We start from the raw sequence: 23,214 nt of genomic DNA, 5'->3' as shown, positions 1-23,214 counted from the left end.
GGAAGGCGCGTGACTTTAGAGCTTTTACAACAACGGGTTATACAGCATTTAACCTGTATCTACGGCGAGGTTGAACTACCAACAACCCTTGAACAACTCGCAAACAGGCTGATCAACACTATGCTAGGTGATGATCCTGTCCGCGACCCGACGCCGCATAAAAACCGTTGGGATGAGCAAGACATGATCTTAATTGCCTACGGTGATTCAATCATTCGTCATGCTAATACGGATGATGCGGTAGCTAAGCCTGAAGAACCGCCTTTGCATACCTTACATCGCTTTGTTAAGAATCAATGTTTGCCTGAACTCAATGCCCTGCATATTTTGCCGTTTTACCCGTATAGCTCAGATGAAGGCTTCGCGGTGATGAACTATGTGCAAGTGAATGAAGCGTTAGGCAGTTGGCAGCATATCCGTGATATTTCGAAGGATGTCAGGTTGATGGCTGATTTAGTGATCAACCATTGTTCAAGTCGAAGTGTTTGGTTTGAAAACTTTATTCAATGCAAAGAGCCTGGTAAAGGGTATTTTAAAACGGCGAGTCCGAGTGATGATCTTATTCAAGTTGTTCGCCCGCGCACATCGCCTCTTTTACAAGCAGTTGAAACTAAAGATGGTTTGCAACATGTGTGGTGCACCTTTAGTCATGACCAAGTCGATTTTGATTTTGCCAACCCAGATGTGCTTAATGAATTTGTGGGCATTATTCGTCATTACTTAGACAATGGCGTACGTATTTTCCGCCTTGATGCCGTGGCATTTCTATGGAAAAAGCTCAATACCCGCTGCATCAACTTACCTGAAACTCACGAAGTGATTAGGTTGCTTCGCACCCTAATTGAGCATGTTGAACCTAACGTGATCATTATCACAGAAACTAACATACCTAATCGAGAAAACCTGTCGTATTTTGGTAATGCTAACGAAGCACATTGTATTTATAATTTTTCATTGCCACCGCTGTTATTGCACACTTTACTCAGTGGTGACAGTACTGCATTGAAGCATTGGATGATGAGTATGCCGCCAGCCCAGCACGGTACAGCTTACTTTAACTTTATTGGCTCTCACGATGGTATTGGTTTGCGTCCTGTTGAAGGTTTACTTGATCAAGCGCAAATAGCGGAAATGGTCAGCACGACCGCTAAATATGGTGGTAAAGTATCATTACGAACCGCACCAGATGGTACCAATACCCCTTACGAATTGAACATTGCTTTGTTTGATGCATTACAAGGTACGCATCGAGGACCAGACAAATGGGGGGTTGAACGCTTTTTATGTGCGCATGCCATAATGTTTGCGCTTGAAGGTATTCCGGGTCTGTATATTCATAGCTTGTTAGGTACTACTAACGATTACGAGCGTTTTGAAAATAGCCAACATAACCGAGCGATTAACCGCCATCGCTGGCAAGAGTCAGAGCTATTGGCAAAACTTAGTAATGAAAATACTCACCATCGTACCGTGTTTAAAGCAATGAAAAACCTGATGACTATTCGTAAGGCACAGAGCGCATTTCATCCTAATGCGACGCAATACACCTTACATATTAGCGATGGACTATTTGGCTTTTGGCGACAAAGTATTAATCGTTCACAGAGCATGTTTTGTATTTATAACATTACTGATGAATCAAAAACCCTTACCTTCGCAGATCTAAATCTGATTGAAACTGAAAGCTGGAAAGATTTGATTTCAGGGCAAGTTATAGAAGAAAACACGCAAAATATAGTGTTGTCACCTTATCAAGCTATTTGGCTAAGTAATAAGTAGTGTTTATAAGCTGTAAATGCCCTTTACAGCTTATTTTTAAAGGCTAGGGGAGGAGTGCTGCTATGGAGAACGGCTCAGAATTCTGCTCAGTTTTACTAAATTTCTTAAAATCTATCGCCAAACTATTGCTATGAATTTGCTCAACGAACGTGACTGTTCTAGCTGTGTGAGGCGTAAAAATAGCAATGTTTTGATGTAGCTCCAAAGGCTGTTGTTGGAATATGTCATATATGTTTACCATTGCTAGAGCACCAAGTGTGACATGCCCTCCGATACAAATGTCGATTTTTTCCGACGCAGCCTTGAGTGGCCAATTAATCGCGCCTACTAAGACTTTATCGCGTATCTTATTGTCATTAAGTGCTCTAATCGCTCCAAGCGCAATCGCATCATTAGCACTCCAAATAATGTTTATTTGTTTTTGGTGATTTAAAAAGCCAATGCTTTGGCGGTAAGCCTGCGTTGCTGACCAATTGGCAACACTTTGTGCGACTAATTTCGCGTTATTTGCTTTTGAAATATAATCAGTTATGCCTTGTTGTCTATCAATAGATGCGTGAGTTGTATAGTCACCATGAATTGCATAAATGTTAGCTTGTCCGTTATTTTTTTCTACGAGCTTTTGAGCTAACAACTTTCCTGCTTGAACATTGTTTGGCACAACACTGCCTGAAATATTAAGCCCTTTATTACTTAAGGCTGCAAGTTCATCATCAGTAGGACGATTTAGTAAAAAGTATATCGGGGTATCAAACTTTGGCAGATCTAAAAGTAGTTGGCTGAGTACACTTTTTTCATCCACTAAAATCAGCATATCAGGTTTAGTGTCTATCGCTTCAACAACAAGCGATTTCATTAAAATATGATTACGATTAGCGTACTCAATTGTTAAGTCTATATCTAAATCATCTGCTGCATCGCGCATGAGCTCAGATACTTCAAACCAAAAAGGCCCTGTGGTATTGGTATCGGCGTAACCCGGATTGATAAAAATAATTTTATGCTGTGCTAAAACACTGGGAATGCAAAATAAACAAAATAAGAAAGAAAGGGCCTTTGCCATAAACAACTAAAAACAATACAACAATGAAGTGAGTATAGCGCTTATTGGCAGAAGTTTCGATTAGCTGTTTGGCTTATAAAAAAGGCTGTATAAATTCGTTTCTATCGACCAAAAAGGATATAATTAACGCGAAGTTAGTTTTAATAGGAAGTAGTATGAGAGTTGTTTTGAGTGCCCTTTTTTTAGTTACCTCTTTATCTAGCTTTGCTAAAGGCATCGATTTAGAAGCTAACATGAAGAATATGGGGTTAGCATACAAAAATGCTGTGCAAGCCAGTGAGTTGAGCGAGTTCAACCACGCAATTGATGAGTTTATTCAACTATTAGAGAAAGCAAAAACGGCTGACTTTAAACAGCATCAATCTGCTTCTATTGAGGGTATCGATAAAGTTATCCATAAAGCAGAAGATGCTAAAAGGCTCGCCAATAAGCAGGGAATACTAGCGGCAAAAGTACCATTAAAAGAAATAGATACTTTACGAAAAAAATACCATGAACTTCATGAGCCACCTGGTTTTTGGGAGCTACTATTTGGCAAATAAAAAAGGTGCCTTTGCACCTTTTTAACGTTTTTTCTTTTTCCCTTGTACGGCTTTAAAGCGTGGGTTTTCTTTGTTAATCACGTACACGCGCCCTTTACGTTTTACGATTTGACACCCAGGTCTATTTTTTGCGCTTTTTAATGAACTTAATACCTTCATTTAATTCTCTTTTTATTTGCTCGCTAAATTTTTAAATCGGCGATTAAACGCAGCAACTCGACCATCACTTGCCACAGCTTTTTGTTTACCAGTATAAAAAGGGTGTGAGTCACTCGATACATCGATAGGCACATAGGGATAGGTCTTGCCTTCAAGCTCTACTGTTCGCGATGTTTTAATTGTTGAACCTATAATAAAGTAGCTATCTGCTGCTGTATCATGAAAGGCGACTTGCTGGTAATCAGGGTGTATATTCGGTTTCATTATATAACCTTTTGCTATGTGATAATGTATCAAATGATAAGTGTTCAAACTGGTAAGATCAAGATAAAAATAATTCTCATTTAATATTTGTGGTTTGATTTTAGTCAGTCTGAACAAACTCTGACCACTTGAATTCAAAAAGCTGGCTATTGTTAATAAGGCTGTTATAACTAGGTATGTGTGCTCATATAATAAGAAGGAGTAAGGCAGTGAACGATGAAATTCAAACTGAGCAATTGGACCAAAATGTAATGAATACGCTTCGTGATAAAGATCATTCAACACTTGCGAGCCATGTCGATACTTTAAGCTTCAGTCACAATGAGATAATTGAACTCTTAGCACAGTACCTTGCTCTGGGTGAGCAGGATGATGATGAGCGTTTTGATACTTGGTTTGATAATCTCACTAAAGAGCAGCATACGGTAGTGAAAACCTTTGAAGTGTACCGCGGTCACTATGAGCACTTAGACTAATTTAACAAATAGAAATGTATTAAACTCCCAATGAGGGCGTGTGTATTATCTATATACATGTTTATAGGTAATCTCGAGCAATTTAGGAAGTACTTATTTACGGTGAATAATTTCCTGTAAAGGCAACTTATTTTAAATCCCTCCTTGAAACTCTAAAATTTGGCCTCAGTGAAGTAAGTAAGCTTATAACGAATTACTTCAAAAGGAGAGGTTATGTCACAACATGTTATTGAAATGCCAGATTTAGGTATTGGTACATTTCGCCTAGAAGGAAAGACAGCTTACAATTCAGTTCAAATGGCGCTTGATATTGGTTTTAGACACATAGATACAGCGCAAATTTATGGTAATGAGGAGCAAGTCGGTAAAGCAATTAAAGACAGCTCTGTGCCCCGCAGTGAAATTTTTATTACTACTAAGGTCTGGAATGACAAACTAAACAAAGCCAAGTTTGTTGATAGTGTTAAACAAAGCCTTGAAAAGCTGCAACTAGATTATGTTGATTTATTACTTATTCACTGGCCTTCTCCGAGTAATGGAGAAAAAATGAGTGAATATTTAACTGAGCTCAAAAAAGTAAAAGAACTTGGTTTAGCAAAACACATTGGTGTTTCAAACTTTACCATTGCCAACTTGAAAGAGGCGATGCAAACGCTCGACGCGAGAGAAATTTTCACCAATCAAATTGAAGTTCATCCGTATCTTACCAATACTAAATTGCGCGCTTTTTGTGGACAACATGATATCCATGTTACCGCCTATATGCCGTTTGCCGTAGGTGAAGCCCTCAAAGACGATGTGATATTGGATATAGCGAAAAAACATAACGCTACACCTGCGCAAATAGTACTTGCTTGGGTAAATGCAAATGAGATGACGACAATCCCATCATCAACTAAGCGAGAAAACTTGGCTGATAATTTTGATGATTCAGTGAAACTTGATCATGAAGATATAGATAGGATCAATGCGTTAGACCAAAACAAACGCTTAGCGAACCCTGATTTTGCACCTGAATGGGATCAATAAATAATGAGGTAAAGCCGCCACCAGGCGGCTTTGTTTATTTTACAGATAGGTCGTATTTACAAACAACTTCTTCAATATATTTGTGACGTAAGGTGTTTTTACCTTCGTTGCCAGTACCGTGACTCAATGCTTTGTTCATAAGCTTTAAAGCTTTGTGAAGTGCTTGGCGCTCATCGACTGTTAAGCCTGTTTTAGTACGAAGTTCGGTAATATCATCAATGAGTAGTTTTGCTACATCAAGTTGAACGGCTTCTTCAATCAACCCATTTTGGGTTAATACCCCATATTTACTGCATAAAAACTGCTGCCAGACTTGTTGCAAATGTTCGTCAATCTCAGAACCAAATAAGTCTTCATTAAGGGCGTAACCTTGCTCGGCCAGTTTACTAAGTTGAGTCGAATATTGTTGGGCAAAGTGATTGAAGGCTTGGCATGATGATTTTACATCATGTTTAATAATGTGCTGGCCCCAGCTAGACGCACCACGAGGATAAAAGTCTTGATATTCCTCACATTGATAAATACCTGAGTAAGAGCTGCATTCTAATTGGCTTTGTAAGCAGTAACTTGGTTTCGGGAATAGCCCTTTTTGTTGCCAATCAGTTAGTGTTTCTTCATCAATTGATAGTGCATGACAAAGCTCCTCTGTGGTGTAAAAGTAATTAGCCAAAAATTTTGAAAGTTGCATTATCAATTACTCGCAATAAATACTGTTTATTTGTACAGTGTTTAATTCTGGCTTACCCTAAACATTTTATCAAGTATTTTTATTTATTAGCATGTACTACTCGGAAAATGCCTGTATTTATGTTACAACTAGCGCAAATTTTCCAAACATAAAAATAGTTATGCGCAGCCTAGAAACAATTAAACAAGCAAGTTTGATCACAGCAATTAAAACACCTTATCTCAACAACGGTGATATTGATCTGGCTTGTTACGATGAGCTTGTTGAACAACAAATTTCAGCAGGAGTCGATGGGATTATTGTTGGTGGTACCACAGGTGAAGGCCAACTAATGAATTGGGAAGAGCACTTGATGCTTATTGCACATAGTGTAAGTAAATTTTCAGATCGTCTAGTTATCATAGGTAACACAGGTAGTAATAATACCCGTGAAGCCATTAAAGCTACCGAATATGGCTTTGCAACTGGTATGGATGCAGCACTGCAAATTAATCCATATTATGGTCGTACGTCTATTCTTGGTGTGAAAGAGCACTTTAAACGCTTATTAGATATTGGTCCTGCGTTTATCTATAACGTGGCTGGCCGCACAGGGCAAGACCTTACACCTGATATTATTGAACCTCTAGCAGCGCATGAAAATTTTATCGGTGTTAAAGAGTGTGGTGGTAATGAGCGAATTGCTCATTATGAACAACAAGGTATTGCGTGTTGGTCAGGCAATGATGATGAAAGTCATGATGCTCGTCATATCCATAATGCTCATGGTGTTATTTCGGTAACTTCCAATTTAATTCCAGGCTTGTTCCGTCAGTTAATGGATAACAAAAACGATAGTCTTAACAATCAGTTACAGCCGTTAATGCAATGGTTATTCTGTGAACCAAACCCAATTGCTATTAATACCGCTTTAATGATGACTGGTGCAGTAAACAGTGTTTTCCGTTTACCGTATGTGCCGTTAACGCAAGCACAACAAGCGCTTGGACAACACCTAATTAATGAGCTTAATGTTGCTGATATTGTGGGCGATAAAGCTCAACTTTTAAACGAAAAAGGCGTTATCTTACGATAAAACTGAATTGACACTTAATTTTGGTTACAATTAAGTGTCAAAGTTTTACTTTTTTGTGGACAATGGGTAAAATTAGCAATCGATTAGCGCTAAAAGAATAAACGTTTGTGAAATTTGTTGTTAATAATCTGTGTTATTGGGTTGCACCCGGGCAACAAATACCTGAACGATTAGTATCAAGCTCCAGCGAACTTGATTTAAACTGGATCCCTGCCATGCAACGCCGTAGGTTAAGCCCTTACATGAAAATGGCATTGCATACCTTACATAACGCAAAAGCAGAACACACTCAAGTTGCTGTGAATTTTTCATCACGTCATGGTGACTTACCTAAAACAGCTAAGTTACTCAATACCCTCGTTGAACAAGCGCCTTTATCTCCTACTGCGTTTGGTCTAAGTGTGCATAATGCGACCACGGGTATTTTCTCGATAACAGGTCAAAACAAAGCAGCTATGAATGCCATTGCCGGCGGTGCAGAGAGTATCATTGATGCTATTACAGATGGTTATGCCCGCGTCAAATCAGGTCTTGAAAGTCAAATTCTAATCAATCATACAGACAGTGTGCTGCCTGAAGAATATCTTTGCTTTGCTGATGAGTTGCAAGTGGATCATAGTGTCTCGTTTTTGCTTTCAACACAACTTGGTAACGATGCATATTTTGAACTAAACAAGTTATCAAATCATGATGTGTCTCCTCCTAGCGATTGTTTACCATTGAGCGTGCAACTTGCAGATGCGTTTATTCGCAAGGAACCGAAAACAGTGCTTGTACATCAGCAGTCGGCTTGGATGCTTCAATACCATGGATCTTAACTTATTGGGTAAAGTTTGGCGTATCTTTGCAACTGGGTTTTGTTTTGTTGTATTTGGTATGGGTGGCATAGTTTTAACCTTGCTGGTATTCCCTTTGCAGCGTTGTATTGAGCCCTCAGCCCATAAACAAAAGCAAAAAGCACGTATCACAGTGCATTACACATTTAAGTTTTTTGTTGCTTTGATGCACTACACAGGCGCTATTCATTTTTCTGTGCATGATAGGGCGCGCTTTAAACAACTTAAAGGTCAACTCGTGTTGGCTAATCATCCATCTTTGATTGATGTTGTTGTTCTCATATCAGTGATTAAAAATGCAGATTGTGTCGTTAAGGCACACTTATTTAAAAACCCGTTTATGCGCGGAGTTATAAAGGGCACGGGGTATATTAGTAACGAAGATCCACAAGAGTTACTAGAGGAATGTGCGGCGTCACTCGCATCAGGTCATAATTTAATTATTTTTCCTGAAGGAACGAGAACAACGCCTAATGAACCATTAAAATTCAAACGTGGTGCTGCGAATATTGCAACACGTTGTCGAGCACCCATAACAACAGTAGTGATTAGTATGAAGCCAAGTACACTAACTAAAGACACACCTTGGTATAAAGTCGCTCCCACGAAGGCGTATTTTAAGATGCGCTTTGCTAATCAACAATTTGCATACACAGATTCTTTTAAAGATGAGCAGCCTGCAATGCAAGCGCGACAATTAACCCGTGATTTACAGGATTATTTTACAGAGGAACTCAGGCAACTATGACTGAACTAAAGAACCAAATAAAACAATTAATCATTAGCAGCTTAGACCTTGAAGATATTAGCATTGATGATATCGAGAATGATCAACCGTTATTCGTTGATGGCTTAGGGCTGGACAGTATTGATGCCCTTGAACTTGGTTTAGCTATCAAGAAAGAGTTTAATGTGAAAATTGATGCGAACTCGGAACAAACAAAAGCGCATTTTGCTTCAGTAGATGCACTTGCTGATTTTATTAATCAAAACAAATCGTAATATAGACTTAGAAGTAGGAAAAAGCATGAAAACCGCTGCCGAAATTTACACCGTTTTACAGGGCATTTTAGTCGATGAATTTGAAATCGATGCGGATGAAATTAGCCTTGATGCAAATTTATATCAAGATCTTGACCTTGATAGTATTGATGCTGTTGATTTGGTCGTTAAATTACGCGAAATTACGGGTAAAAAAATTGAGCCAGATGCGTTTAAGCAAGTACGCACAGTGCAAGATGTTGTTAGCGAAGTAGAAAAACTAGTTTCTTAATACAGCAACATGCTTAAAGCAATTACCACTACGTTAATTATCATCGGCTTATCTTTATACCCATTCATTGTGTATTTTGGTTTGCAGCACAGTTCAATTAAGCAGGTTAGTCTAGTACTGATTGCTTTATTAATTTTACGATTGATACTTAGCAAGCGCTTAGCGAATAAAATGCCATGGATAAAACCAGCCTCTTTACTAGCAATTGTGGCGTTAGTGGTAACACAGGTTTTTAATAGCGAATTAGGATTAAAGCTTTATCCTGTGATAATTAACAGCGTCATGGCAGCTACTTTTTTATATTCACTAAAAAAGGGGCCTCCAGTTATAGAGAGTTTAGCGCGGTTAAAGGAAGGTGATCTTGATGAAAACGGTGTACGTTACACGCGTCAAGTGACGAAAGTATGGAGCATATTTTTCCTGCTTAACGCCTCAGTAGCTTTATATACATGTCTATTCACCTCGTTATCAGTGTGGACGCTTTACAATGGTTTAATCGCATACATACTTATCGCTGGTTTAATGCTAGTTGAGTGGTTGATCCGACAAAAGGTAAAAAATAATGTTGGCTAATAACTTACAATTTCACCCAAGCGGTGCTTTTGTTGTTTCAGATAAAATCGTTAACCAGCAGCAGTTTTTTGCTGACATAGCGGCCTTTAAAGCGAAATTACATACGTTAAAAAGTCCATGTCATGTCGTTTTATTTCACCCTGATACTTATCAATTTGCCGTTCGGTTGTTTGCACTTGCTTGTGCTGGGCATAATGTAATTTTACCGCCCAATGGCCAGCCTGAAACATTACGCTTGTTGTTGGCTCAAACCCCGGTATTTGCAGGAGATACTGCAGATTTAGATACGCAGTCTGCGATTACTAATCTTGAGCAGCAAGCGTCTTGCGCGCCTACACCCCTAACTCAGTTACAGTGGCCAACAAACACGGCGGTGATTTTTTATACTTCAGGCTCTTCTGGCCAATCCAAGCCGATTGTTAAGCCATGGCGAGTGTTAAATCGTGAGCTGTCAGTGTTGTCTATGGCCTTTGATTTACAAGGGCAATTTACATTTTTAGCAACGGTGTCACATCAGCATATTTATGGGTTGTTATTTAGGTTGCTTTGGCCCTTGGCAAAAGGGCACATTATTGATAGCACACAAATCCAGTACCCAGAGCACATAGTGCAAAAGCTGAAAAAGACCCAACAAGCCGTGTTAGTTTCCAGCCCCGCACAGCTTGGACGCTTATGCTTAGACAATGTACTGATACCCGAGCGAGCACGCATAAAGTGGCTTTTCTCATCGGGTGGTCCGTTAAATAATCAGCACGCAGAGACGCTTTTTAATCAATTGGCTCGTCCAGTCACACAAGTTTTTGGCAGTACAGAAACGGGCGGCATTGCTTATAGGCAAGTTACTCAAGCAGCGGTTGAGGTTCCATGGCAGCCTTTTAGCGGTAATTATTTATCAATTAATCAAGAAGGCCGTTTAATACTCGACTCTTATATTCTAGAGCAATCTGGCTTTGCGCTAGATGACAGGGCACACGTGCATAGCAATGGTCAATTTAAATTGCTAGGCCGTATTGATAGGACAATCAAGATAGAAGAAAAACGGCTTAATCTAGATGACTTAGAAAATTATTTAGTAAGTCATACTTGGGTGAAAGAGGCTAAAGTTGTTGTTTTACCCGCGAAAAGAGTACAAATAGGTGCTGTTGTTGTATTAACAGATGATGGAAATAGTGAACGTCTTAAACAAGGGAAACTAATCATAAATCGTACTTTACAAAATTATTTATCTAATCGGTTTGAACGCATATGCCTGCCACGTAAATGGCGCTATATCGATGCGCTTCCTTTTAACAGCCAAGCTAAATTAAGCATCAAAATATTGGAGCAGTACTTTGCCAAGTCTGAATAATGTTACGCCACAGGTGAGCGTTTTATCACAAGCAAAAGATAGCGTCAGCTTAGCGTTAACGATAACGGCTGATTTAGATTATTTTCGTGGACATTTTCCTAATGCGCCTATCTTAGCAGGGGTCGTACAGTTAGATTGGGCCGTTAAATATGCGCAGCAATACCTTGGTTTTGGCTCTTTAGTAAAAAATCTAGAAATATTGAAATTTCAAGTGGTTACTACGCCTGATATGACGGTTAACTTAAGCCTAGAACGCAATGCAAAAGGCAAATGCTTATTTAGTTATTCCTCAGATAAAGGGCAGCATGCATCTGGCCGAATCGTATTTTGTGATTAAACAATGAACCAGTTTTGTATTGTTATTCCAAATTATAATCACACCCATGCTATCGCTGCGGTACTTGATGAGCTAAAGGCATTACAATTGCCGATTATTATGGTTGATGATGGCAGTGACGAAAGTGTGAAACAAGTATTTTCAGCACTTGACGCCGAGTACGATTTTTTAACTTTGCTCACCCATGCTCAAAATCAAGGTAAGGGCGGTGCTGTTCAAACCGGTTTAATGTATGCACATAAGCACGGCTTTAGTCATGCGATTCAAGTTGATGCGGACGGTCAGCACTCGTTAGCAGATATTAGTAGGTTGATAGAATTGAGTAATGAGTCACCCAACAATGTGATCAGTGGCTGCCCTATTTATGATAGCTCTGTGCCAAAACACCGTTATTTGAGTCGCTACATTACTCATTTTTGGGTGTGGGTTGAAACTTTAAGCTTTGATATTGTTGATTCTATGTGTGGCTTTCGTGTTTATCCACTTTCGGCTGTTGAAGATTTAATGTCTAAACAGACGTTAGGCAAACGCATGGACTTTGATATCGAAATTTTAGTTAGATTATATTGGCAAGGTGTGAAGGTTACTTTCTTGCCAACGCAGGTGATCTACCCCGAAAATGGCGTATCTCACTTTCGAGCCTTACACGATAACGTGGGTATTTCTTGGCTGCATACGCGTTTATTCTTCGGCATGTTACTGCGTTCACCTAAGCTACTTTGGCGTAAGGTGGTTGGCTGATGGCTGTTAAGCACTGGTCTAAAATGCAAGAGCGTGGCAATTGGCTCGGTATGCAAATTTTATTAATTTGCTATCGTGTTTTTGGCCGTTCAGGCTTATGGTTCGTATTGTTTCCAGTTGTGTTTTATTTGTTTTTAACAGGTAAAACAGCTCGTGAAGCATCTTATGCATTTTTAACTCAAGCACGTAAGGTAAATGGTAACCATAAAGCGGTTACATGGCGTGACAGCTTTCGCCACTTTCGTTCTTTTGCTGACAGTGCGTTTGATAAAATTGATGCTTGGCTTGGTCGTATTCAGCAAAGCGATATTATCTATACTAATGAGACATTATTTAAAGAGCTTGACGAGCAACAGCAAGGGGCTATTTTTATTGGCTCACATTTGGGTAATTTAGAAGTCTGTCGTGCGCTTAGTCAGCATCGCTATCGCAAAGTCATCAATGTATTGGTATTTACTCATCATGCGGTCGAATTTAACAAATTACTAAAAAGTATAAACCCTGATGTAGGCATTAACTTAATTCAAGTCACTGATCTTGGACCGGATATGGCGATTATGCTCAAAGATAAAGTAGAGCAAGGCGAAATCGTTGTCATTGTAGGAGATAGAACCAGTACTACAACAGCCGGACGTGTGGTTGAGGCTGACTTTTTAGGAAAACCAGCGCCATTTTCACAGGGCCCTTTTATACTCGCTGCGTTATTAGATTGCCCTGTTTTTCACTTGTTCTGTTTAAAAGATAAATTAGCCGGTGGAAAGAGAGTTTATCGGGTGGTATTTGAAAAATACGCAGACAAACTAGCGCTGCCACGTAAAACTAGACAGCAAACATTACAAAAAATTGTGAGCGATTATGCACAAAGGTTGAGTTATTACGCAGCTGCCTATCCATATCAATGGTTTAATTTTTATGATTTTTGGCAAAATGACGAGCAAGTGTCTCGTGACCAAAACAAGGAGAACTAAAGTGTCAGAGTACACGACTACATTATTTGGTGAGCAACGTTTATCGATTGAAGATATTGTTCATATTGCCTTGCAACAAGGGGCTGTTGCATTAACTTCAGATCACCAATTTGCCAAAAAAATCGACAGTGCCGTAGCATTTTTAGATAAACTCTTAGAAGACGATGGCGTAATTTATGGTGTCACCACAGGTTATGGTGACTCGGTGACTGTAAAAGTACCCCTTGATTTGGTTAATGAACTACCTCTTCACCTAACTCGATTTCATGGTTGTGGTCTAGGCAATACATTTAACTTAACGCAAGGACGCGCTATTTTAGCGACTCGCCTAGCATCACTGTCGCAAGGATACTCAGGCGTTAGCTGGGATATGCTCAATTTATTACGTGATTTTTTAAATCACAATATCGTGCCAGTTATTCCCGAAGAAGGTTCTGTGGGTGCCAGTGGTGACCTCACACCGCTTTCTTATGTCGCTGGCGCTATGGTGGGAGAGCGTGATGTATATTACAAAGGCGAAATTAAAAACAGTTTAGCGGTTATGCAATCTCTTGGCTTAAAACCATTAACGCTTCGCCCTAAAGAAGGGCTTGCGGTGATGAATGGTACCGCAGTAATGACTGCTTTAGCATGCCTTGCTTTCGATAGAGCCGATTATCTTGCTAAATTAACCAGCCGAATTACAGCGCTTGCCAGTCTTGCTTTAAAAGGTAATAGTCATCATTTTGATGATATTTTGTTTTCGGTAAAACCTCACCCAGGGCAACAGCAAGTGGCCGCGTGGATCCGTGGTGACTTAAACCATGTAGAGCACCCACGTAATGCTGACCGCTTACAAGATAGATACTCAATCCGCTGTGCACCACATGTCATTGGTGTATTACAAGATAGCCTCCCTTGGTTTAGGCAAATGATCGAGAATGAGCTTAATTCGGCGAATGATAACCCAATCATCGATGGTGAAGGTGAGCACGTACTGCATGGCGGTCATTTCTATGGTGGCCACATTGCAATGGTAATGGATAGCATGAAAACGGCGGTGGCTAATTTAGCTGACTTAGCAGACAGACAAATCGCTTCACTTGTCGATACTCGTTACAACAATGGCTTAGCTTCAAACTTGTCAGCAAGTACAGATGAACGTCGTTATATTAATCATGGTTTTAAAGCGGTGCAAATTGGTGCCAGTGCCTATACCGCTGAGGCATTAAAGTTGACCATGCCTGCTAGTGTGTTTTCGCGCTCAACCGAATGTCATAATCAAGACAAAGTAAGCATGGGAACTATTGCGGCACGTGATTGTTTACGTGTACTGCAGTTAACCGAACAAGTGGTTGCCAGTACATTGTTAGCGTGTATTCAAGGTTTACGTTTGCGTATTAATAACGGTGAGCTTGACTACGCAAGCTTAACCCCAGAAGTGCAGAGTATGTATCAAGACATTAGTGAGTTTTTCCCACAGCTTGATGAAGATCGCCCACTTGAGGCGGTGTTACGTTTTACCGTTGATGCTATTCAAACTAAACGTTGGAGTTTATATGCATAGTCGTGGCTCTTTATTGAGTACTTATGTAGAAATTGAAATCCCTTTTCATGATTGTGATCCTATGAACGTGGTATGGCATGGTAATTACCCACGTTATTTAGAGGTGGCACGTTGCGAATTGCTGCGTTTATTTGATTATGATTACGGGCAAATGCAGGAGTCTGGCTATGCGTGGCCAATTATTGATATGCATATTAAATATGTGGGTTCTGCATTGTTTACGCAAAAGATACGGATTGATGCATATTTGAAAGAATATGAAACGCGATTACGTATTGATTATATTATCAGCGATGTTGCGACGGGCAAAAAGTTAACGAAAGCGACGACTATTCAGGTGGCGGTTGATATAGAAAACAAAGAGATGCAATTTGTATCACCGCCTGTACTGCATGAGAAATTACAAAAGGTGATCTAATGCGAATGAGCATTTTTCTACTATGTAGTATGTTTTTTATAACGCCAGCTCTTGCTAAGAATGTGATAGAGCATGGCTCATTCAGCCAAGAAAAACACTTTAAGGGCTTTAGCAAGCCCTTTATTTCAAAAGGCATTTTTGAACTTAATGAAGAGGGCTTAACGTGGCAAGTGCAATCACCGGTAAAAAGCACTTTATTTATTAAACAGGGTCAAGTATATACTCTTGACAGTCAAGGAAACGAACAATTACAAAAAGGGGCTGAGCCCTATGTGAGCCTGCTACGAGCAATTTTAAAACACGACAGAGCGGCGTTAGCAGAGCAATTTACAATAAATAAAAGCGTTGAGCCTAATTGCGAAATCCTCTTGCCTAACCAAGCATTGCTAAAACACGTTTTTAGTCAGTTTGAACTTTGTTTTGATGCTAATAAGGTGACTACCGTGCGCTTACAAGAGCCAAATGAGAATTTTACCTTATTGCGTTTCTCATATACTGAAAATGAGCAGCAAAAGTGAAAGCGTGGGCAATTACATTATCTTGGCTAACTTTACTCACTGTTATGTTAGTTGTTGTTTTTGCGGTAAAACAACCAGCTTTAAATAATGACATTTTAGCCTTGCTGCCCAAGTCGGAGCCAAGGTTACAACAGGTAGAAGAGCACTTTTTTTCAGCAAACAAGCAACAACTGAGCTTTTCGTTTAGCGGTGAAAATAATACCCAAGCTTATGACGAAATGGTGAGTTGGTTCGCTGGCAAAAACATTCAACCGCGCTTTACACTGCCGAAGATTGAGACCCTTGCCCATTTTTATGGCCAATACGCAGGTTACTTGTTGGCACCCGAGTACCAACAAAGCCTACGTGAACCTAGAGTTTTCGAGCAGTATTATTTGGGGCAATTGAGCCAAATTGCTGATCCCTTTGTATCTAGCACTATCAATCAAGATCCTACGCTTAGTACCGCAAGTTTTTTGAGGCATGTTTTAGCCAATATACAACAATTTGAATTACAAGATGGCCGAATAACAGCTAACTACCAAGGCGAAGATTACTTACTTTTGTTTGTTCACAGCACGAATAATGCCTTTTCGATTAATAAGGCAATCGCTTTAAATGATGAAATATTAACTAAACTTACCCAATTAGAAAGTCAGTACCCAAATACAACCGTCCATTATTCAGGGGCTTTATTTCATACCGCTGCAAATGCTAAACAAGCAAAATTTGAAATGACTTTATTTGGCTCCTTGAGCTTAATTGCACTGTTCATAATGGTTGTGTGGGTATTTAGATCAGTGAATGCATTGTGGCTTGCATCGGTGACTGTGGTCAGTGCTGCACTTGGTGGCTCGATAGTGCTCGTTAGCTTATTTAATCAGATCCATGTACTGACGCTTGTATTTGCGGTCACACTGATTGGCATTGCTATTGATTATGCATTTCATGGCATGCTTGATTTAACGCAGCATAAAAGCGGTTTTAGTCGTGGACTCAAGCTTGCGTTAGCGCTCTCTTTACTGACTACGACTATGGGGTATGCAAGTTTATTTTTCTCGCCCGTTCAGCTGTTAACTCAAGTCGGTGTATTTGTTGTTGCAGGGCTTGTTACTGCTTGGTTTAGCACGCGATTTTTACTACCCCACTGGCAAAACAGGTTAGCAGTGAGTCAAAGTGCTAATCATCTTACTTCATCTCTTAGCAAGCAATTACAGAAGGTAAACGAGTATAAAACAGCACTAATAATAGGACTACTAGTGCTGTTAAGTGTATTTACACTACTTAAACCTCCAGTAGTAAATGATGATGTAAAACTATTAAATGCAAGCCCAAAAGCATTGATGGATAACGAAGCACTGCACATGACGTTGTTAGGAAAAGACAATGGCCAGATAATGATTTTATTTGCTGAAAATGCACAGCAACTTTTAGAAAAGCAAGAAACGTTAAAAAGCAAAATTAATGAGTATAAAGGCAAGGCTGTGATGCTCAGTGATCTTGTACCAAGTACTCATAGACAACGCGAGAATAAAGCGGATTTATTAACCCATCAAGCTGCTATAAATATCGTTAGCCAAATGACCGCCAATCCCGTGCAGTTTAGCCAGTCGACCTTAACTTTAGAGACCGCACTTGATTCAGCACTAGCACCACTGATACATAATCAAGTGTATATAAACAACTCATTTGCGGCCAGTTGGTTTATGGTAACAGGGGTTGAAAAACAGCAATTAAAACAGTGGGCAGCCGCCGAAAGCGATTTAATTGTGTATGATAAAGTGGCGCTGATCACTGAGGGCTTGAGTCATTACTCACAGTCATTATTAGTCACATTACTGATTGCAATGACCTTCGCTGTTTTGTTGTTTACCTTTAAGTTTGGATTTAAAACTGCATGCAAACAAGGCTTGATACTCGCTTTAACTTTAACCGCAGTATTATTGCTGTGCAGTTCGATACAAAGCCAATTATCGATTTTTAACTTATTGGGCTGCTTATTGATTTTAGCGTTAGCTATTGATTACCTCGTATTTTATCAAATCAATAAACTGGTACCGAACAATATTTTGGCAATTAGTTTGTCAGCAGCATCATCAATGTGGGTATTTGGTATGCTCGCAGTGTCAAAAACCCCCGCTATTTTTAGCTTTGGTTTAACGGTTTTAGTGGGGCTAATGTGTATTTATATACTCGCACCACTTAGTGTTGCATTACCTAATAATAAGGAAAAATAATAGGTGAATACACAAATTCAACAGGCAGATGTGATTATCATTGGTGCGGGTCCATCAGGAGCCGTGGCAGCCAGTTTATTGGTTAAAAAAGGGTGGCGTGTTGTGGTATTGGAGCAACAAGTTTTCCCTCGCTTTTCGATAGGTGAAAGCTTGTTACCCCAATGCATGCGCTTTTTAGCTGAAGCAAACCTTGAAGAGGCAGTGCAGTCGCAGGCTCAAGATTTAGGTTTTCAGTTTAAAAACGGCGCGGCGTTTCAGCGCCGTGGCCAGCATACACATATCGACTTTACAGAAAAATTCAGTGCGGGCCCAGGCACAACGTTTCAAGTTAAACGTGCTGATTTTGATAAATGCTTGGCGGATGGTGCGATGCAACAGGGGGCAGAAATTCGCTACCAACATAGTGTATCAGCTTACACGGATTGTGAAGATGGTGCTCTACTTAGCGTTATTGATGAAAATCAGCAAAGGTATCAAATTAAAGGCCGATTTGTGCTCGATGCCAGTGGCTTTGGTCGAGTGTTACCAAGACTACTTGACTTAGAAACACCGTCAAACTTTCCGGTGCGCTGGGCTTTTTTCAGTCATTTTGAGGATAATATTCGCGACGAGCAGTTTGACCGCGAGAAAATACTCATTAATATTCACCCCGAATTTAAAGATATTTGGTATTGGCTTATTCCATTTAGCGATGGCACAGCAAGCATCGGTGTGGTTGGCAAACCGAGTCAGTTTGAGCAGCAAGAACCGTTAACTTGCTTAAATCAGTTTATTGAACAAGATGCTTACTTAAGTAAATTACTGGCAAATCGTGTCGTAAAGGGTGAGGCGCGTGCCATTAAAGGTTATTCAGCGAATGTGTCGTCTTTATATGGTGAGCATTTTGCGTTACTGGGGAATGCGGGGGAGTTTTTAGATCCTGTTTTTTCATCTGGTGTCACTATCGCTTTAAAATCAGCTTCATTGGTGGCTCCTTTGGTTGATAGCTATTTACGGGGTGAGAAAGTTGATTTTGAAAAGCAGTACAGCATCCCTTTGCAACAAGGCGTCAATTGCTTTAGAACCTATGTGAGTGCTTGGTATAATGGTTCATTTCAGGATGTCATTTTTTATAGTGAACAAAATCAACAAATACGCGAAATGATCAGTGCCATTTTAGCGGGTTATGCGTGGGATCTTGATAACCCATTTGTTAAACAAAGCGATAAACGTTTAAACACCTTGGTCGAGTTATGTCAGCAATAATGCGTTATATCATTGTAATTTGTAGCTTATTTTTAGTTAGCTGTGCCAGTGAGTATGCAGTTAAAACAGGGCTTGATCTTGCACCTAACGCAGGTATCTATCTATCGGATCCGCCAGTTTCACTAGACGTTGATAATTGGCAGCAAGTGCTTACAGTAAAACATAATACAGAACAACATACTCTGTTAGCGCAGTTAAATTTGAGCAGTGAAACGGGTATAAATTTAGTCGTAATGACGGTGCAAGGCATGCCAATTTTTCAACTCGAAAAAGCCCCGTTAGGAGCGGTCAAAAGTGAAAAAATGTTGCCGATTAGTGGGGTTGATCCACGCTATATTTTGGCTGACATTATGCTTGTGCATTGGCCTATAGATGTACTTAATGCACAGCTTTATGGCCTGGTAATTGATGAGCAAGGGACAACACGACGCCTTTACCAAGGAAAACGGCTGATCAGCGAAATTCAATTTTTAGACAGTCAAACCAAGCTTGTTAACTACGAGCGAGACTACTCAATAATTTTTCAAAGGGTTAATTAATTATGCCATTTTGGCTAAATGACTTAGGAATTGTTAGCGCGATGGGCGTAGGGCAAGAGCAAACTATGCAAAGTGTGTGTGCTCAGCCTAAGCAAACACTAACAGAAGTTACTTCACTGGCATTTGAAAAGCGACCTACCTGTGTGGGGTTAGTCAATGAGATACCTTTATCTGAATCGATGCGTTTTTATAAGTTAATTGACTTAGCCCTTGCACAGTTATCCGATACTTTAGCAAAAATCACGTGCCCAAATGAACGTATTGCAGTGGTAATCGGTACCAGTACAGCTGCCATACAAGAGGGCGAAAGAGCCAGAAAAGTACAAGCTGAAAGTAGGCAGTGGCCAAGCCAATTTGATTATTATGATCAAGCTTTAGTTGCACCCGCTGCCTATATCGCAAAGAAACTAAATGCATCAGGGCCAAATTACAGTATTTCTACAGCCTGTAGTTCAAGCGCAAAAGCGATGATAAGTGCTCGCGCTTTATTGAGTGCGGATTTAGCAGATGTGGTGATATGTGGTGGGGTAGACAGTCTTTGCCAGCTTACAATTAACGGTTTTGATTCACTGTCTTCAATCAGTGATGATATCTGTAAGCCATTTAGTAAGGATAGAAAAGGCATCAATATTGGCGAAGCCGCGGCGTTTTTCGTAATGAGTAAAGAAAAGCTGAGTGATCACAGTGTTGCTTTTCTAGGTGGAGGAGAGAGCTCTGATGCCCATCATATCTCAGCGCCTATTCCTGATGGTTCAGGCGCTATAGCAGCAATGAAAGCTGCATTGAATGAGGCAGGTATTAACCCCTCAGATATTCAATATATTAATGCGCATGGCACCGCAACACCGCAAAATGATGCCATGGAGTCACTTGCAATCAATGATGTGTTTGGCAACAATACGCCAGTCAGTTCGTCAAAACATCTGACGGGTCATACATTAGGTGCTGCCGGTGCGCTAGAGGCAGGCCTTTGCTGGTTGTACTTAGCTTATCCTGAATTTACGAGTATGGTGTTTAATCAAATCGAAACTGACGAAACACTAGCTGATATTGGCCTGATAACTCAGCCTACACACGTAAAGGTTAGCCATTGTTTATCAAATTCATTTGCCTTTGGTGGCAATAATGTCAGTGTAGTACTAGGACATCTGAATGAAGAATTATAAAATTGAGCAGGTTGTACCTCATAGTGCGCCTATGATTTTGCTCAATCGTCTTGCCAATTATACTGAAGAGAGTGCTTGTTGTGAGGTAGATATTAGCCCTCAGAGTCCATTTTACAACACGTCTTTACACGGGGTTGCCAGTTATATTGGTTGTGAATATATGGCACAAACCATTGCTGCATATGCGGGTGCGCTGGCAAAAGATAAAGGGAACGATGTACAAATAGGTTTTCTAATTGGTACGCGTAAATACCAAACCTATGCACCGATCTTTGAAAAAGGGCAAACGCTTAAGGTAACGGTTACACAGTTGTATCAAGAAGAGTCAGGATTAAGTGTCTTTGAGTGTCAAATTCACCACGACGAAACGCTATTAGCAGAAGCAAAAATCAATGTGTTTCAGCCACAAGATCCAATGCAGTTTATAAGAGAAAGTTAATGACAAAACGTATTTTAGTGACAGGCTCTAGCCGTGGTATAGGTAAAGCAATCGCATTACGATTAGCAGGCGACGGCTTTGATATTGCCGTACATTGCCGAAGCGGTTTGGCTGAAGCTAAACAAACGTGCGACGAGATTATCGCATTGGGTCGGCATGCCAGTTTATTACAATTTGATGTATGTGACAGAGCATTAGCAAAAGAACAAATAGAATCAGATATTGCTGAGCATGGTGCCTACTACGGTGTGATCTGTAATGCTGGGATAACCAATGATATGGCATTTCCAGCGATGCAGGGCGATGATTGGGATAAAGTAATTCGCACAGGGCTTGATGGTTTTTACAATGTGGTTCATCCAACCGTGATGCCTATGGTGCAAACACGTAAGGGGGGACGTATTGTTACGATGGCATCTGTATCGGGGATTGCCGGTAACCGTGGTCAGGTTAACTATAGCGCGGCGAAAGCGGGTATTATTGGTGCCACAAAAGCATTATCGCTAGAGCTTGCTAAGCGTAAAATTACCGTCAATTGTGTGGCTCCTGGTTTAATTGAAACGGCAATGACAGATGATTTACCTGTCGATGAAATGCTCAAAATGATTCCATTGAAGCGTATGGGCGCGGTAAGCGAAGTGGCTGGCACGGTTTCTTTTTTATGCTCTGAAGATGCCGCGTATATTACTCGGCAAGTTATCTCAGTTAACGGTGGAATGGTGTAATGAAGCGCGTTGTTGTTACAGGTATGTCCGCAATTACTGCACTCGGTGATACTTGGGGTGAGTTTAAAGGTGCGCTTAAAAAAGGTGAGAACGCAGTTCAATACATGTCGCAATGGGATTGTGCTGCTGATTTAAATACACGTTTAGCTGCGCCTGTAACGCACTTTACAAAGCCTAGTCATTATAAGCGTAAACAAGTACGCTCAATGGGCCGCGTTGCTATGATGTCTACGCGCACCACTGAACTTGCACTTGAACAGGCTGGACTTTTAGAGCACCCAAGTTTAACCGATGGTTCTACGGGCATCGCTTTTGGCTCATCAACGGGGTCAACACCGCCGCTACTTGCTTTTGCAAACATGATGCGAACAGGCGAAATGACGGGGGTGACAGCAACGAGTTATATTCAAATGATGGCACATACTGCACCGGTCAATGTTGGTGTGTTTTTTGGCTTAAAAGGGCGTGTTATTACAACGAGCTCAGCGTGTACATCAGGCTCACAAGGCATTGGTTATGCGTATGAAGCAATTAAGTATGGACGTCAAAAAGTGATGGTAGCGGGTGGTGCTGAAGAGCTATGTATTACCGAAGCGGCTGTATTTGATACATTATATGCCACCAGTACTAAAAATGATGCCGCGAAAACAACTCCCCGTCCTTTTGACCAAGATAGAGATGGTCTTGTGATCGGTGAAGGGGCAGGGACATTAATTTTAGAAGAATATGAACACGCAATTGCGCGTGGTGCAGCTATTTACGCTGAACTAGTTGGTTTTGGTTGTAATTCAGATGGTCAGCATGTAACCCAACCAACTGCTGATACAATGCAAGTGGCCATTAATATGGCAATGACCGATGCCAATCTTACCGCAGATGATATTGGTTATATCAATGCCCATGGTACATCAACAGACAAAGGCGATATTGCTGAGTCTCATGCAACTTATAATGCGCTTGGTAAAAAGCCGATTAGTTCACTAAAAAGCTACTTAGGACATACATTAGGTGCCTGTGGTGCGATTGAAGCGTGGGCAAGTATTAATATGATGAATGATGGTTGGTTTGCACCGACTATCAATTTGAGTCAAGTTGATAGTCAATGTGCAGACCTTGATTACATAAAAGGTCGTGGCCGAGACATACAAACTAATTACATAATGAGTAACAATTTTGCATTTGGTGGCATTAATACTTCGCTGATTTTTAAGAAGTGGCAGGCATAACCTACTGCAATGTTAAATGAGATTT

General features: G+C 40.3%; 28 protein-coding genes. 24 read left to right on the top strand and 4 right to left on the bottom strand.

Going from position 1 to position 23,214, the window contains the following annotated elements; genetic code table 11:
• Positions 1–9 precede the first annotated feature (9 nt).
• On the top strand, positions 10–1,779 hold the full coding sequence (locus PAARA_RS00625) for a sugar phosphorylase (protein WP_062567150.1): 1,770 nt from the start codon (positions 10–12) through the stop codon (positions 1,777–1,779).
• A 43-nt stretch (positions 1,780–1,822) separates the two neighbouring features.
• On the opposite strand, the gene PAARA_RS00620 is transcribed toward PAARA_RS00625, so the two are convergent.
• Positions 1,823–2,842, bottom strand: coding sequence for a substrate-binding domain-containing protein (locus tag PAARA_RS00620; protein WP_062567149.1), 1,020 nt, complete (start codon positions 2,840–2,842; stop codon positions 1,823–1,825).
• A gap of 155 nt (positions 2,843–2,997) precedes the next feature.
• Between PAARA_RS00620 and PAARA_RS00615 the strand changes: the two genes are divergently transcribed.
• Positions 2,998–3,384 carry a cytochrome b562 gene (locus PAARA_RS00615; RefSeq protein WP_062567148.1) on the top strand — a complete coding sequence of 129 codons (387 nt, stop codon included), beginning with the start codon at positions 2,998–3,000 and terminating at the stop codon, positions 3,382–3,384.
• A 21-nt stretch (positions 3,385–3,405) separates the two neighbouring features.
• On the opposite strand, the gene ykgO is transcribed toward PAARA_RS00615, so the two are convergent.
• Both ykgO and PAARA_RS00605 read right to left on the bottom strand, forming a co-directional pair.
• On the bottom strand, positions 3,406–3,543 hold the full coding sequence (gene ykgO, locus PAARA_RS00610) for a type B 50S ribosomal protein L36 (protein WP_062567147.1): 138 nt from the start codon (positions 3,541–3,543) through the stop codon (positions 3,406–3,408).
• 12 nt (positions 3,544–3,555) lie between these two features.
• Positions 3,556–3,807, bottom strand: coding sequence for a type B 50S ribosomal protein L31 (locus PAARA_RS00605; protein WP_062567146.1), 252 nt, complete (start codon positions 3,805–3,807; stop codon positions 3,556–3,558).
• Positions 3,808–4,058: 251 nt separating this feature from the next.
• Between PAARA_RS00605 and PAARA_RS00600 the strand changes: the two genes are divergently transcribed.
• Positions 4,059–4,283, top strand: a complete 225-nt coding sequence (locus PAARA_RS00600; protein ID WP_392353841.1) for a hypothetical protein — start codon at positions 4,059–4,061, stop codon at positions 4,281–4,283.
• 213 nt (positions 4,284–4,496) lie between these two features.
• Positions 4,497–5,312, top strand: a complete 816-nt coding sequence (dkgB, locus tag PAARA_RS00595) for a 2,5-didehydrogluconate reductase DkgB (RefSeq protein WP_062567144.1) — start codon at positions 4,497–4,499, stop codon at positions 5,310–5,312.
• Positions 5,313–5,346: 34 nt separating this feature from the next.
• Here the strand turns inward: dkgB and PAARA_RS00590 are convergent, their stop codons facing one another.
• Positions 5,347–6,000, bottom strand: coding sequence for a DUF6058 family natural product biosynthesis protein (locus tag PAARA_RS00590; RefSeq protein WP_062567143.1), 654 nt, complete (start codon positions 5,998–6,000; stop codon positions 5,347–5,349).
• A 160-nt stretch (positions 6,001–6,160) separates the two neighbouring features.
• Between PAARA_RS00590 and dapA the strand changes: the two genes are divergently transcribed.
• The 20 genes from dapA to PAARA_RS00490 all read left to right on the top strand — a co-directional run bounded on the left by dapA (position 6,161) and on the right by PAARA_RS00490 (position 23,189).
• Positions 6,161–7,075, top strand: a complete 915-nt coding sequence (gene dapA / locus PAARA_RS00585; protein ID WP_062567142.1) for a 4-hydroxy-tetrahydrodipicolinate synthase — start codon at positions 6,161–6,163, stop codon at positions 7,073–7,075.
• A gap of 107 nt (positions 7,076–7,182) precedes the next feature.
• On the top strand, positions 7,183–7,893 hold the full coding sequence (locus PAARA_RS00580; protein WP_062567141.1) for a beta-ketoacyl synthase chain length factor: 711 nt from the start codon (positions 7,183–7,185) through the stop codon (positions 7,891–7,893).
• Positions 7,883–8,659, top strand: coding sequence for a lysophospholipid acyltransferase family protein (locus tag PAARA_RS00575; RefSeq protein ID WP_062567140.1), 777 nt, complete (start codon positions 7,883–7,885; stop codon positions 8,657–8,659). Before PAARA_RS00580 ends, PAARA_RS00575 begins: the two co-directional genes overlap by 11 nt.
• Positions 8,656–8,913 (top strand): phosphopantetheine-binding protein, encoded by a 258-nt coding sequence (locus PAARA_RS00570; protein WP_062567139.1) that lies wholly within the window; start codon positions 8,656–8,658, stop codon positions 8,911–8,913. The genes PAARA_RS00575 and PAARA_RS00570 overlap by 4 nt, the downstream gene beginning before the upstream one ends.
• A gap of 25 nt (positions 8,914–8,938) precedes the next feature.
• Positions 8,939–9,184 (top strand): acyl carrier protein, encoded by a 246-nt coding sequence (locus PAARA_RS00565; RefSeq protein ID WP_062567138.1) that lies wholly within the window; start codon positions 8,939–8,941, stop codon positions 9,182–9,184.
• A gap of 9 nt (positions 9,185–9,193) precedes the next feature.
• Positions 9,194–9,757 (top strand): COG4648 family protein, encoded by a 564-nt coding sequence (locus tag PAARA_RS00560; protein WP_062567137.1) that lies wholly within the window; start codon positions 9,194–9,196, stop codon positions 9,755–9,757.
• Complete coding sequence (locus PAARA_RS00555; protein ID WP_062567136.1) at positions 9,747–11,105, top strand: AMP-binding protein; 1,359 nt, start codon at positions 9,747–9,749, stop codon at positions 11,103–11,105. The genes PAARA_RS00560 and PAARA_RS00555 overlap by 11 nt, the downstream gene beginning before the upstream one ends.
• Positions 11,089–11,442, top strand: coding sequence for an ApeI family dehydratase (locus PAARA_RS00550; RefSeq protein WP_062567135.1), 354 nt, complete (start codon positions 11,089–11,091; stop codon positions 11,440–11,442). Before PAARA_RS00555 ends, PAARA_RS00550 begins: the two co-directional genes overlap by 17 nt.
• A 3-nt stretch (positions 11,443–11,445) precedes the next feature.
• Positions 11,446–12,183: a glycosyltransferase family 2 protein gene (locus PAARA_RS00545; RefSeq protein WP_062567134.1), complete on the top strand. Its 738-nt coding sequence runs from the start codon at positions 11,446–11,448 to the stop codon at positions 12,181–12,183.
• Entirely contained in the window at positions 12,183–13,151 is a 969-nt protein-coding gene (locus PAARA_RS00540; protein WP_062567133.1) for an LpxL/LpxP family acyltransferase, read from the top strand. Before PAARA_RS00545 ends, PAARA_RS00540 begins: the two co-directional genes overlap by 1 nt.
• A gap of 1 nt (position 13,152) precedes the next feature.
• Positions 13,153–14,697, top strand: coding sequence for an HAL/PAL/TAL family ammonia-lyase (locus PAARA_RS00535; RefSeq protein ID WP_062567132.1), 1,545 nt, complete (start codon positions 13,153–13,155; stop codon positions 14,695–14,697).
• Positions 14,690–15,115, top strand: a complete 426-nt coding sequence (locus tag PAARA_RS00530) for an acyl-CoA thioesterase (RefSeq protein ID WP_062567131.1) — start codon at positions 14,690–14,692, stop codon at positions 15,113–15,115. Before PAARA_RS00535 ends, PAARA_RS00530 begins: the two co-directional genes overlap by 8 nt.
• A gap of 5 nt (positions 15,116–15,120) precedes the next feature.
• The gene (locus tag PAARA_RS00525; RefSeq protein WP_167346326.1) at positions 15,121–15,633 is read left to right on the top strand and encodes an outer-membrane lipoprotein carrier protein LolA; all 513 of its coding nucleotides are present in this window, start codon (positions 15,121–15,123) and stop codon (positions 15,631–15,633) included.
• Positions 15,630–17,849, top strand: coding sequence for an MMPL family transporter (locus PAARA_RS00520; protein WP_062567129.1), 2,220 nt, complete (start codon positions 15,630–15,632; stop codon positions 17,847–17,849). Before PAARA_RS00525 ends, PAARA_RS00520 begins: the two co-directional genes overlap by 4 nt.
• A 3-nt stretch (positions 17,850–17,852) precedes the next feature.
• The gene (locus tag PAARA_RS00515; RefSeq protein ID WP_062567128.1) at positions 17,853–19,094 is read left to right on the top strand and encodes an NAD(P)/FAD-dependent oxidoreductase; all 1,242 of its coding nucleotides are present in this window, start codon (positions 17,853–17,855) and stop codon (positions 19,092–19,094) included.
• Positions 19,082–19,633 carry a DUF3261 domain-containing protein gene (locus tag PAARA_RS00510; RefSeq protein WP_062567127.1) on the top strand — a complete coding sequence of 184 codons (552 nt, stop codon included), beginning with the start codon at positions 19,082–19,084 and terminating at the stop codon, positions 19,631–19,633. Before PAARA_RS00515 ends, PAARA_RS00510 begins: the two co-directional genes overlap by 13 nt.
• Positions 19,634–19,635: 2 nt before the next feature.
• Positions 19,636–20,799 (top strand): beta-ketoacyl-ACP synthase, encoded by a 1,164-nt coding sequence (locus PAARA_RS00505; RefSeq protein ID WP_062567126.1) that lies wholly within the window; start codon positions 19,636–19,638, stop codon positions 20,797–20,799.
• Entirely contained in the window at positions 20,786–21,238 is a 453-nt protein-coding gene (locus PAARA_RS00500; protein WP_062567125.1) for a hotdog family protein, read from the top strand. Before PAARA_RS00505 ends, PAARA_RS00500 begins: the two co-directional genes overlap by 14 nt.
• On the top strand, positions 21,238–21,963 hold the full coding sequence (fabG, locus tag PAARA_RS00495) for a 3-oxoacyl-ACP reductase FabG (RefSeq protein ID WP_062567124.1): 726 nt from the start codon (positions 21,238–21,240) through the stop codon (positions 21,961–21,963). Before PAARA_RS00500 ends, fabG begins: the two co-directional genes overlap by 1 nt.
• On the top strand, positions 21,963–23,189 hold the full coding sequence (locus tag PAARA_RS00490) for a beta-ketoacyl-ACP synthase (protein WP_062567123.1): 1,227 nt from the start codon (positions 21,963–21,965) through the stop codon (positions 23,187–23,189). Before fabG ends, PAARA_RS00490 begins: the two co-directional genes overlap by 1 nt.
• The last annotated feature ends 25 nt before the right edge of the window (positions 23,190–23,214 follow it).

Origin of the sequence: Pseudoalteromonas arabiensis, assembly GCF_001550155.1 — a bacterium.
Classification (GTDB): Bacteria; Pseudomonadota; Gammaproteobacteria; order Enterobacterales; family Alteromonadaceae; genus Pseudoalteromonas; species Pseudoalteromonas arabiensis.
The sequence above is the reverse complement of the archived record's forward strand: the minus strand, read 5'-3'. Positions and strand labels throughout refer to the sequence as shown.

Excerpts from the sequence above, each read along its gene's own strand:
- PAARA_RS00555 (WP_062567136.1), top strand. The coding sequence starts at position 9,747 with ATGTTGGCTAATAACTTACAATTTCACCCAAGCGGTGCTTTTGTTGTT.
- PAARA_RS00490 (WP_062567123.1), top strand. The coding sequence starts at position 21,963 with ATGAAGCGCGTTGTTGTTACAGGTATGTCCGCAATTACTGCACTCGGT.
- PAARA_RS00600 (WP_392353841.1), top strand. The coding sequence starts at position 4,059 with ATGAATACGCTTCGTGATAAAGATCATTCAACACTTGCGAGCCATGTC.
- PAARA_RS00530 (WP_062567131.1), top strand. The coding sequence starts at position 14,690 with ATGCATAGTCGTGGCTCTTTATTGAGTACTTATGTAGAAATTGAAATC.
- dapA (WP_062567142.1), top strand. The coding sequence starts at position 6,161 with ATGCGCAGCCTAGAAACAATTAAACAAGCAAGTTTGATCACAGCAATT.
- fabG (WP_062567124.1), top strand. The coding sequence starts at position 21,238 with ATGACAAAACGTATTTTAGTGACAGGCTCTAGCCGTGGTATAGGTAAA.
- PAARA_RS00505 (WP_062567126.1), top strand. The coding sequence starts at position 19,636 with ATGCCATTTTGGCTAAATGACTTAGGAATTGTTAGCGCGATGGGCGTA.
- PAARA_RS00575 (WP_062567140.1), top strand. The coding sequence starts at position 7,883 with ATGGATCTTAACTTATTGGGTAAAGTTTGGCGTATCTTTGCAACTGGG.
- PAARA_RS00590 (WP_062567143.1), bottom strand. The coding sequence starts at position 6,000 with ATGCAACTTTCAAAATTTTTGGCTAATTACTTTTACACCACAGAGGAG.
- PAARA_RS00510 (WP_062567127.1), top strand. The coding sequence starts at position 19,082 with ATGTCAGCAATAATGCGTTATATCATTGTAATTTGTAGCTTATTTTTA.
- PAARA_RS00540 (WP_062567133.1), top strand. The coding sequence starts at position 12,183 with ATGGCTGTTAAGCACTGGTCTAAAATGCAAGAGCGTGGCAATTGGCTC.
- ykgO (WP_062567147.1), bottom strand. The coding sequence starts at position 3,543 with ATGAAGGTATTAAGTTCATTAAAAAGCGCAAAAAATAGACCTGGGTGT.
- PAARA_RS00500 (WP_062567125.1), top strand. The coding sequence starts at position 20,786 with ATGAAGAATTATAAAATTGAGCAGGTTGTACCTCATAGTGCGCCTATG.
- PAARA_RS00570 (WP_062567139.1), top strand. The coding sequence starts at position 8,656 with ATGACTGAACTAAAGAACCAAATAAAACAATTAATCATTAGCAGCTTA.
- PAARA_RS00565 (WP_062567138.1), top strand. The coding sequence starts at position 8,939 with ATGAAAACCGCTGCCGAAATTTACACCGTTTTACAGGGCATTTTAGTC.
- PAARA_RS00525 (WP_167346326.1), top strand. The coding sequence starts at position 15,121 with ATGAGCATTTTTCTACTATGTAGTATGTTTTTTATAACGCCAGCTCTT.
- PAARA_RS00615 (WP_062567148.1), top strand. The coding sequence starts at position 2,998 with ATGAGAGTTGTTTTGAGTGCCCTTTTTTTAGTTACCTCTTTATCTAGC.
- dkgB (WP_062567144.1), top strand. The coding sequence starts at position 4,497 with ATGTCACAACATGTTATTGAAATGCCAGATTTAGGTATTGGTACATTT.
- PAARA_RS00605 (WP_062567146.1), bottom strand. The coding sequence starts at position 3,807 with ATGAAACCGAATATACACCCTGATTACCAGCAAGTCGCCTTTCATGAT.
- PAARA_RS00560 (WP_062567137.1), top strand. The coding sequence starts at position 9,194 with ATGCTTAAAGCAATTACCACTACGTTAATTATCATCGGCTTATCTTTA.
- PAARA_RS00545 (WP_062567134.1), top strand. The coding sequence starts at position 11,446 with ATGAACCAGTTTTGTATTGTTATTCCAAATTATAATCACACCCATGCT.
- PAARA_RS00620 (WP_062567149.1), bottom strand. The coding sequence starts at position 2,842 with ATGGCAAAGGCCCTTTCTTTCTTATTTTGTTTATTTTGCATTCCCAGT.